Source organism: Microcystis sp. M53602_WE12 (assembly GCF_030065455.1).
Lineage (GTDB): Bacteria > Cyanobacteriota > Cyanobacteriia > Cyanobacteriales > Microcystaceae > Microcystis > Microcystis aeruginosa.
Map to the genome: position 1 here is coordinate 1 of NZ_JASJFB010000880.1, position 9796 is coordinate 9796.

The following is a 9796-nucleotide window of genomic DNA, read 5'->3' on the forward strand; positions in this document are numbered from 1 at the left end:
AAATCCTTATCTGGCAAGAGATTTAATTGATTAGTTCGCTCTAGATCGCAAACAATTGACAAAAATCGCGGTAATGTCTGTCTCTATAAGGGTTTCATTCCTTATAACCCCCATCCATTGCATAACACAAACCGAAGAGCCACACTTACTACATTTTCACCCATCGGTTTTAGTGACGCAATCGCTGGAATCACAGGATTTCAGATTGAAGATTTTGAGGACACAACCTTAATTCCCGGATTATCAGTGTAATGGGCATCTCCCAATCTTGGACCGGTTAATATTTTACCTGACGTGGTCAGTATAGGTGATGCTTCTTATTTGGTAAATGATGCTTGGGATGGTATTAGTTTTTTGACAAACAGCAGGCAAGGATTTGTTAGCTTGTCTGATGTTACATCTCTAAAATTTTCTAACAGTCTTACTTCGGTTGGAATTGGAGTTTCCAACTTAAACTTTAATGCAAATTTATTAGTTAATGGTTCATTTTTTCGTTCTTTCAGTTCTTTTAATCCATCTCCAATTCTAGGTACAGGAATTAAGAGTATTTATCTAAGAATTGATGCTGAAGCTGGAGAAACTATCAACTCTATTGGTATTGCTGCTGGTAGCGGTGCAGACTTTATTGTATTTGATCGCCTGGCAATAAAATCTGCCGCACAGCCTCCACAGACTGTCCCTGAACCCTCTAATATCTTTGGTTTAGGCTTGCTCGGACTAGGTTTAGCCGCAATAAAAGTAAAAGGTATCCTATCAAAAAAAGCAAAGTCACCAACAGATAACCCCCAAGAACCAGACAGCTAACTGGGATCAATTGCAGTAGGATAAATTAATCTATCCTACTGCATAATCGGTCAATTGACGAAGTACAGGAGGATGAAAGCCAATGACAATATCTTTTTTAGGAACACCTAGTCTAACTAAATCTTCAGCAATATCTTGTTCTGTCATATTCCATTGAATCCAAATTTTATCAGACTTGAGGTCAATATGAATAAGACAATAATGTACATACTTTTCGCCTTCCCACCCAAAAGTAACGACCTGATAATGTTCTTTTTGTTCATCAAAAATAGCTTGAATCTCCAAATCATTACCAGTGGGTTTATATTGAGTATATTCCGAAAGAATACTTTTGACTAATTGACGATATTTTGCTAACTTATCCATGTTAAGATTACCTCCTGACTTGGCGAAAAAATGATTAATTTTAAATGGTTTTCTCTAATCATCAATTGGGTAAAATCTAAAGAGAAAAAAGTGTCGTAAGTAAAACTAGGAATCTAAAAACAAGACTCTATCTGGATCTTTTCTCTTTAAAACCGCCCGATAATTAAGAAATTGTCCTAGAGCAGTATGAAATTCTGAGATCGCTGAAGACCCCTCTAAAAAACTTTTAATTTCTACGGCAATCTTTTGATGATCTTTAGTCGCAGCAATCAGCTTTTCTGCGCCTAAATCGACAGCCATATTCACCCCTCCAAAACTTATCGTATAAGGGTCATGAGTAATTAACCAATTATCTTTGATCAAAGCGTTTTTGGCTGCTTGATAAACTAAATCTTTAGCCAATTTTACCTTTCTCCTGATTTGATAGGTTATCTTTCCCTGTTTTGAGGTGCGGCTTGAGCAACAAGGACAACTAATTTTCTCTGAACTATAGTACTGAGTCCCATCTAGGGCGACGAGTAAGTTGCCATCCAACGCCTCAAACCCCCTCAAATAGCCTGGCTCCTTCAGCCCTTGATCAATCCATTTGAACAGGGGAAAAAGATGCTTTGCGGCTATTCCATCGAGGATGTTCCGCATCTGCTCTACTGTCGGGATATTGACCAAACCAAACAGACTTTGAGCATTATCTCGTCCACAACGACTATTAAGTTGACGCTGATATTCTAGAAATGATTCATTCTGGCGAAAAAAGGCGGCGAATGCCCCTAATATTCCGTCTTTCAGACTGTAGCGGGTAGCATTGCTGGCACTTCGAGGCTCAGTTATCCCAGCGATAACTAGCTGGAAATAGCTCAGCATCCCCAGAAAACCCAGTTGTTTGACTTCCATTCCCCCGAAACCCACTGTTCAAACCCTTCACTCCATTTTGAAAGGCAAGAGTAAGACGGGTTCTGTATTCTGTGCTACCGTTTGCCTTTGGAATTGCTGGTTGTTGGCAGGAGATGTTGAATAAATTCTGAGATTCTGTTACCTTTGTAACAGAATCTCAGAATGAAACCTTATGGCAGGCATCAAGGCTACTTTTACGTCCACAGATTGTGCCTTTCATATTGAAGGCTACGAAAAGATTGATTTCAGTTTGCTCTATGTAAACGGTGCTTTCAAAATTGGGAATCCCGAAATTGCCGAAAGTTATGCACCATTCAGACGCTGCTTGATGGTGATTGATCAAACTGTTTACGGTTTGTATCGCCAGCAGATCGTTCGGTACTTCGCTCACTATCAAATCGATTTGACTGTTTTTCAAGTCAGTATCAAAGAGCCTGAAAAGACTCTGAGAACTTTCGAGAAGATTGTCGATGCGTTTGCCGACTTTGGACTGGTGCGTAAGGAGCCTGTTTTGGTTGTGGGTGGCGGACTCACGACCGATGTTGCTGGGTTCGCTTGTTCTGCCTATCGTCGCAAAACCAACTACATTCGCGTGCCCACAAGCTTGATTGGCTTGATTGATGCTAGCGTGGCGATTAAGGTTGCTGTCAATCACGGCAAACTAAAGAATCGTCTTGGTGCGTATCATGCCTCTCAAAAGGTGATTCTTGATTTCTCATTTTTGGGAACTTTGCCGATCGATCAAATTCGCAACGGAATGGCAGAGTTAATCAAGATTGCAGTTGTGGGCAATCAAGAAATCTTTGAGCTGCTAGAAGAACATGGTGCGGCATTGCTGCACAGCCGTTTTGGCTATCTGAATGGCACCCCTGAGTTGCAAGCTGTGGGGCACCGTCTGACTTACAAGGCAATTCAAGTCATGTTAGAGCTAGAGGTGCCCAACCTGCATGAGCTAGATTTGGATCGAGTGATTGCTTACGGTCATACCTGGAGTCCGACGCTAGAATTAACGCCAGAACCACCGATGTTGCACGGTCATAGCGTCAACATTGATATGGCATTTACGGCGACAATCGCCCAGTTGCGCGGCTATATTTCGGTTGAAGACCGCAATCGCATTTTAGGCTTAATGAGCCGATTGGGGCTGGCGATCGATAGCCCCTATCTCACCCCAGAACTCCTGTGGAAAGCGACCGAAGCAATTACGCGGACTCGCGATGGGTTGCAGCGAGCAGCGGCTCCCCGCCCGATTGGGCAATGCGTGTTTATGAACGACCTAACGCGATCTGAGTTGGACAATGCCTTAGGGGTTCACCGAGCGATCGCTCAAAACTATCCTCGTCAGGGCAATGGTGAGGATATGTACGTGCGCCTCGAGCCAGCCTTAGAGGGAGCAGGCGTATGAGACCCGTTACGCCCGTTGGAATTATCTCAGCGAAGTTAGCAGCCTTGGTCGGTCGCGCCGAGTCGATCGATGGGCTTGATCCGGTTTTCAAAGCTGAATTGCAGCAAGTCTGTGCCCTAGCTTGCGGACTCGACCCGTATTTGGATGTTTGTACGACACCCGAATCGCCTGCCTTGGCTGCCTTGGTGCAACGGACTCAAGCGGAGGACTGGAGCAAGCGATTTACGGATGGTGAAACAGTGCGCCAGCTAGAGCAGGAAATGCTCTCTGGGCATGTGGAAGGTCAAATGCTCAAATTTCTGGTGCATTTGACGCAAGCGCAACGGGTGCTAGAGATTGGCATGTTTACGGGCTATTCGGCTCTAGCGATGGCAGAGGCATTGCCCAGCGATGGACAGGTCGTGGCTTGTGAAGTTGATGCTTATGTGGCTGAATTTGCGCGGCAGTGTTTTAACGAGTCGACGGCCGGACACAAAATCGTAGTCAAGGTTGCGCCTGCTCTTGAAACCCTCAAGCAGCTTGCAGAGGCAGGAGAGGTGTTCGATCTAGTCTTTATTGATGCCGATAAAGCAGGTTACATCGACTACCTCAATCTGCTCCTGACTACCTCGCTGTTAGCTCCAAACGGGTTAATCTGTGCGGACAATACTTTGATGCAGGGGCAGCCCTATCTCTCGGAAACGCCTACGCCCAATGGCAAGGCGATCGCACAGTTCAACCAAACCCTGAGCCACGATCCACGAGTTGAGCAAGTCCTGCTACCTCTGCGAGACGGCTTGACCTTGATTCGGCGTATGTAGTCCATTAATCCGCCCACTTAAACCTATGATAAAAACCGCTCCCGTTAAGCTTCTCTCTGAGCCAGCGGTCAGTGCGGGCAGCATCGGGGTGAGATCGCGCTTAAAAACCCTTGCCACTCTTACTTTGCTGCTGCTGGCATTGCCGTTCAACCTTACCCTCGTGTCGATTGCTTTGCTGAGATCGCTAGTTCTTCGCCCGGCGCGATCAACCACAGTAAATCCGCAAACGGTTCTCATTAGCGGCGGCAAGATGACTAAAGCCTTGCAGCTTGCGCGATCATTTCACAAAGCAGGGCACCGAGTCATCCTAGTGGAGATGCACAAGTACTGGTTAACCGGACACCGCTTTTCTCGGTGCGTTGATCGGTTCTACACCATACCAAAACCGCAATCGTCCCAGTATGCTCAGGCATTACTGGAGATTGTGCAAAAAGAAAAGGTTACTGTTTACGTTCCCGTTTGTAGCCCCGTTGCCAGTTATTATGATGCGCTCATTGCCGAAATGCTGGCGCCCCATTGCACCGTCATGCATGTGGATGTGGAGAGGCTCAAGCAACTGGATGATAAGTACGCCTTTGCGATCGCCGCTGGAACCCTAGGGTTAAGCGTGCCAAAATCCCATCGCATCACCCATCCTCAGCAGGTGATTGACTTTGATTTTAGTAAGGCAAAGCGTCCCTATATCCTCAAAAGCATTCCTTACGATTCAGTGCGGCGATTGGAGCTGACGCAGTTGCCCCTACGAGATGCTGAGGAAACGGCGACTTTTCTGCGAGCGCTACCCATTTCTGAAGCAAATCCCTGGATTATGCAGGAGTATATTCCAGGGCAAGAATATTGTACCCATAGTACTGTTCGTCAAGGACACGTGCAGCTGCACTGCTGCTGCAAGTCTTCAGCGTTTCAGGTCAACTACGAACACGTTGATCATTCTGAGATTGAACGGTGGATTCTCGCCTTTGTCAAGGGGCTGAACCTTACGGGACAAGTGTCTTTCGACTTCATTCAGGCAGCAGATGATGGACAGGTTTATGCGATCGAATGCAATCCGCGCACACACTCTGCCATCACGATGTTCTACAACCATCCTGATGTAGCACAGGCTTATCTAAATCTACATCCACTCCCCCAGATGGCTCAGCCACTTGCCTCTAGCCGCCCAACCTATTGGACTTATCACGAAGTTTGGAGATTGCTAACCCAGCTACTTTCTCCAAAGATGCTCAGGCAACGATTACAGATTCTCGTCAACGGCAAAGATGCCATCTTTGAGTGGGACGATCCCCTCCCTTTTTTAATGGTGCATCATTGGCAGATTCCGCTATTACTGCTGGGAAGTTTTCGGCGCGGCAGTGAATGGATTCGGATTGACTTCAACATTGGCAAGCTTGTTGAACTGGGAGGAGACTAGAGCATGGAAAAATTGCAGATTTTGCATCTAGTTGGCTCTGCTGTGAGCGATTTTTACTGTGAGTTGTCGCAACTCTATGCCCAAGATTGTCTACAAAATACGGCGAATCCAGACCTCTATGAGTTCCACATTGCCTACGTGTCGCCAGATTTGAGGTGGCGGTTTCCCAAATCTTTAGACAATGCCGAGATCGCCCAGACTCCCTCAGTTTCAGTCCCTGAAGCGGTCGCGGTTTTAATTCAACTTCAGATCGATGTGATGGTGCCCCAAATGTTCTGCCTGCCCGGAATGACTCAGTACCGTGCGCTATTCGATCTGCTCAAAATTCCGTATGTGGGAAATTCGGCTGAGCTAATGGCGTTAGCGGCAGATAAGGCAAAGGCGAAAGCGGTTGTCTCCGCAGCCGGGGTGACCGTGCCCGCTGGCAAGGTTCTGCATCGAGGCGATTGCTTATCTGTATCCCGTCCGTCGATTATTAAGCCGAACCATTCCGATAATTCATTGGGTTTGAGTTTAGTTACCGAGACAACCGATGGAGATGCTGCTTTAGCAACTGCCTTTGAGTATGCAGATGAAGTCTTAGTTGAGGAGTTTATCGAACTGGGTCGAGAAGTTCGCTGTGGTGTGATTGTGCAAGCGGGCGAGTTAGTTTGCTTGCCGCTAGAAGAGTACGCCGTGAATCCCGAAACTCATCCGATTCGGACTTATGCAGATAAACTCAAGCAAAATCAAGATGGTAGTTTGGATTGTGCTGCTAAAGAGAAAACCAAGGCGTGGATTGTTGATCCTAGGGATCCAGTGACTCAGCGAGTTTGGGCGCTCGCAAAACAATGTCACGTTGCTTTGGGCTGTCGGCATTACAGTTTGTTTGATTTTCGGATCGATCCACACGGACAGCCGTGGTTTTTAGAAGCAGGTTTGTATTGTTCGTTTGCTCAGAAAAGCGTCATTCCAATGATGGCTCAGGCTGCTGGAATTTCATTGACAGACCTGTTTCAAAATATGGTGCAGATGGCAGTGGCGGGAGAGGCTGCCTCTTTGGGCGATCGCCCAAAGAGCGCGCAGATTGACACAAAAGCCGAAACTTATTCTTAGCAGGACATTCGGGTTGCCGAAATAGCCATGAAATTTTCAAAGCATTGCCAAGCAAGCGTTTCAAACTTCTTTTAGCTGAACTTCCCCCATACGGATCTACTGGGAATTGCTGGGTTTTGGCAGGCTTTTTGGCTGTGATCGGTAAAAAGTAACCTGAAAACTCAAATCTGATAACTGATCACTGATCACTGAATCTCCCCTCTTGCCTCTGAGAAAAAAAAATGCTATGATGAAAACAAATCGGGCTTCTACGTTGGTGACTGCCTTTCAAGTTTTTTGATCTATGCTTGATTGTGATAAGGGAGCAAATAACCAATTCGTGTGGTAGTAAACCGAGCTTGTACTCGGAAACAGAAACGCGTAATATAAGTTCCCACCTGGTTAACCCAGGTCATAAACTTAGGTAAAACGGCGTAGCGGTCTTTTCAAGTTTTTCGAGCATATATAGGTCAAATTCTGGGCATAAGCACTGTAAGCTGTACTGAATTTCAACTCCGTATTGGAAATTTTAGTACAAATGCTCAAACTGCCTCTCCCTGCTCCCCTGCAATCTTAACGAGTAATTTAGATAGTCAAGAGCTTAAGTAGGGAGGCAAATTATTTGTAGGATGGGTTAGCGGTAGCGTAACATGAGCAGGCGTTGGGTTTCATGCTTCAACCCAACCTACGTTCTGTTGACTCTTGCAAGAGTGCAAGAGTGCCTCATCTCAACAAGCAATTTAAATGCGCGGGCAGCTTATCTATATTTTTTTCTAGGTTAAAGACTGCTGTTTTCGGTAACGCTCGTCACCGCTAAATTGTGACAATCCGGACTACACTAGGGAAAAATTTATGAATTATTGTTAAGCAATGACTGAAAAACAGCCAAGAGTTGTTATCATCGGCGGCGGATTTGCGGGTTTATACACGGCCAAAGCCCTAAAAAACGCCCCCGTTCATGTTACCCTCATCGATAAGCGAAATTTCCATCTTTTTCAGCCCCTCCTCTATCAAGTCGCTACTGGGGCGCTGTCTCCGGCCGATATCTCCTCACCTTTGCGCTTAATCCTACGGGGTCATGAGAATACAGATATTCTCCTCGATCATGCCATAGATATAGATCCAGTTAAGGGAGAAGTGATCTTGAAAGATCACCCGCCGATCGCCTACGATCAGTTAGTCATTGCCACGGGAGTCAGTCATCACTATTTTGGCAATGATCAATGGCAGCCCTACGCTCCCGGGTTAAAAACCATTGAAGACGCAGTAGAAATGCGTCGTCGCATCTATCTCGCTTTCGAGAAGGCCGAGAAAGAAATCGATGCCGAAAAGCGGCAAGCTTTATTAACTTTTGTTATTGTCGGAGGCGGACCGACGGGGGTAGAATTAGCAGGAGCGATCGCTGAAATTGCCCACGGTGCGCTTAGGTCTGATTTCCACCAGATTAACCCCACAGAAGCGAAAATTTTGCTCTTAGAAGGGATGGATCGAGTATTACCCCCATATTCACCCGATTTATCCGCTAAAGCTGCCGCTTCTCTCACAAAATTAGGGGTGACAGTGCAAACTAACAGCATCGTTACCAATATTGTTGAAGGTTGTGTCAGCGTCCGTCAGGGAGAAAAAACCACAGAAATCGCTGCCGAGACAATTTTATGGGCAGCGGGGGTAAAAGCATCGAGAATGGGGCGAATTTTGGCCGAAAGAACCGGGGTAAATCTCGATCGCGTCGGCCGGGTAATCGTCGAACCGGATTTAAGTATCGCTGGTTATGCCAATATTTTTGTGATCGGGGATCTGGCTAATTTTGCCCATCAGGGAGATAAACCTTTACCCGGAATTGCCCCCGTGGCCATGCAGGAGGGCGAATATCTGGCCAATTTATTAATTTCTCGCCTAAAAGGGCAAACTATTCAACCTTTTCATTATATCGATCGAGGTAGTCTGGCAGTGATCGGCCAAAATGCGGCCGTGGTTGATTTGGGATTTGTCAAGTTTTCTGGGTTCATCGCTTGGTTAGTCTGGGTTTGGGCCCATATTTACTATCTGATCGAATTTGATAATAAATTAGTGGTGATGGTGCAATGGGGTTGGAATTATTTTACCCGCGGTCGTGGCGCTCGTTTGATTACGGGAGAGGGGCAGAATTTAGCCTCGGGACAATTGCCGCAAAATAACAGCCAAAATAATAATAATCTCGCCGTTTCTAACCAGACGGAAACTCTCTCTCCACCGATTGTGAAAGTGTGAAAAAAATAGCCGTGATTATCTAGTTATCAGTTAGCCGGTAAGAACAATCGATCATGAAAATAGAACATCCTAACAGTCTGGAAATTACCCCAGAGGAAAGCCAAGAATTAGAATATTTACGAGTTACAATTGAACGAGCGATCAAAGATGGTGTGATCACAAGAATAGAATTTGAATCGATTAAAATGATCATGTTTTCTAACAAGAAAAACAATCCCGACCAAATCCTTCGTCAGGTGACACTCTATCGCAAGTTAGTCGTTGAAAAACTGAATAATAGCGAACTAATTTTTGAATCTCCTCAATAGGGCGAAATGCTGTTGTAAGCTGCCCGCGCATTTAAATTGCTTGTTGAGATAGGGTGCATCTCACATTTGCAGGAATACCGACAATCAGCAATTGTCCGTGACTCTTAGATGATGACAAATGTATCAGCAGCTGCGTGTAAGCATCCCACCGAAAAGCTAATGCGCGGGTAGGGTTGATTCATTTAAATTAAGTACAGCTGATTTTGAGTCAATAAATTTGAATGAAAATTCTCAAGTTTATCTTTTTCTAATCAAAAGAGTTAGTGACAATAACTAATCTTTAATCCTCTGCCAATATTGATTATGAATAAATTGATAAAGCTTGTTCCCAAGCCACTAAAAGCCTATCTCTCTTCAAATTTTCTGAGAGTACATCCTGTTAATTTAGCTAATTTTTCTGCTTCTTACGTCGATAAAACTATCAGTTTTTCCCAACGTTCAGCTAACCACCTCTGTCCCTCTGTTATTGAGAGAAAACCCAAACCTC

The 9796-nt window shown here is 45.3% G+C and carries 9 protein-coding genes, 1 other RNA gene and 1 pseudogene; 9 read left to right on the forward strand and 2 right to left on the reverse strand.

Annotated elements, in window-relative coordinates; translation table 11 throughout:
* Window positions 1-294: 294 nt before the first annotated feature.
* On the forward strand, window positions 295-804 hold the full coding sequence (locus PX482_RS26745; protein WP_288095146.1) for a PEP-CTERM sorting domain-containing protein: 510 nt from the start codon (window positions 295-297) through the stop codon (window positions 802-804).
* Between the two features lie 30 nt (window positions 805-834).
* Here the strand turns inward: PX482_RS26745 and PX482_RS26750 are convergent, their stop codons facing one another.
* Window positions 835-1170, reverse strand: a complete 336-nt coding sequence (locus PX482_RS26750) for a XisI protein (RefSeq protein WP_004266796.1) — start codon at window positions 1168-1170, stop codon at window positions 835-837.
* Window positions 1158-1572: pseudogene (locus PX482_RS26755) on the reverse strand (element excision factor XisH family protein). The gene PX482_RS26750 and the pseudogene PX482_RS26755 overlap by 13 nt, the downstream one beginning before the upstream one ends.
* 661 nt (window positions 1573-2233) lie before the next feature.
* On the opposite strand from PX482_RS26755, the gene PX482_RS26760 reads away from it, so the two are divergent.
* From PX482_RS26760 to PX482_RS26795, 8 genes are all read left to right on the forward strand, one after another.
* On the forward strand, window positions 2234-3466 hold the full coding sequence (locus tag PX482_RS26760; RefSeq protein WP_004266794.1) for a sedoheptulose 7-phosphate cyclase: 1233 nt from the start codon (window positions 2234-2236) through the stop codon (window positions 3464-3466).
* Entirely contained in the window at window positions 3463-4266 is an 804-nt protein-coding gene (locus PX482_RS26765; RefSeq protein WP_002794105.1) for an O-methyltransferase, read from the forward strand. Before PX482_RS26760 ends, PX482_RS26765 begins: the two co-directional genes overlap by 4 nt.
* Window positions 4267-4291: 25 nt before the next feature.
* Entirely contained in the window at window positions 4292-5677 is a 1386-nt protein-coding gene (locus PX482_RS26770) for an ATP-grasp domain-containing protein (protein WP_004266792.1), read from the forward strand.
* Window positions 5678-5680: 3 nt separating this feature from the next.
* On the forward strand, window positions 5681-6772 hold the full coding sequence (locus PX482_RS26775) for a D-alanine--D-alanine ligase family protein (protein WP_004266791.1): 1092 nt from the start codon (window positions 5681-5683) through the stop codon (window positions 6770-6772).
* Between the two features lie 239 nt (window positions 6773-7011).
* A non-coding RNA gene (ssrS, locus tag PX482_RS26780) (6S RNA) lies at window positions 7012-7199 on the forward strand.
* Window positions 7200-7621: 422 nt separating this feature from the next.
* Window positions 7622-9001, forward strand: coding sequence for an NAD(P)/FAD-dependent oxidoreductase (locus tag PX482_RS26785; RefSeq protein WP_288123240.1), 1380 nt, complete (start codon window positions 7622-7624; stop codon window positions 8999-9001).
* Between the two features lie 53 nt (window positions 9002-9054).
* The gene (locus tag PX482_RS26790) at window positions 9055-9309 is read left to right on the forward strand and encodes a hypothetical protein (RefSeq protein ID WP_288025015.1); all 255 of its coding nucleotides are present in this window, start codon (window positions 9055-9057) and stop codon (window positions 9307-9309) included.
* Between the two features lie 303 nt (window positions 9310-9612).
* The coding region (locus PX482_RS26795; RefSeq protein WP_288123242.1) for a hypothetical protein at window positions 9613-9796 on the forward strand (184 nt) is incomplete at its 3' end.

Coding starts and splice junctions, on each gene's coding strand:
- PX482_RS26750 (WP_004266796.1), bottom strand. CDS start 1,170: ATGGATAAGTTAGCAAAATATCGTCAATTAGTCAAAAGTATTCTTTCG.
- PX482_RS26760 (WP_004266794.1), top strand. CDS start 2,234: ATGGCAGGCATCAAGGCTACTTTTACGTCCACAGATTGTGCCTTTCAT.
- PX482_RS26765 (WP_002794105.1), top strand. CDS start 3,463: ATGAGACCCGTTACGCCCGTTGGAATTATCTCAGCGAAGTTAGCAGCC.
- PX482_RS26770 (WP_004266792.1), top strand. CDS start 4,292: ATGATAAAAACCGCTCCCGTTAAGCTTCTCTCTGAGCCAGCGGTCAGT.
- PX482_RS26775 (WP_004266791.1), top strand. CDS start 5,681: ATGGAAAAATTGCAGATTTTGCATCTAGTTGGCTCTGCTGTGAGCGAT.
- PX482_RS26785 (WP_288123240.1), top strand. CDS start 7,622: ATGACTGAAAAACAGCCAAGAGTTGTTATCATCGGCGGCGGATTTGCG.
- PX482_RS26790 (WP_288025015.1), top strand. CDS start 9,055: ATGAAAATAGAACATCCTAACAGTCTGGAAATTACCCCAGAGGAAAGC.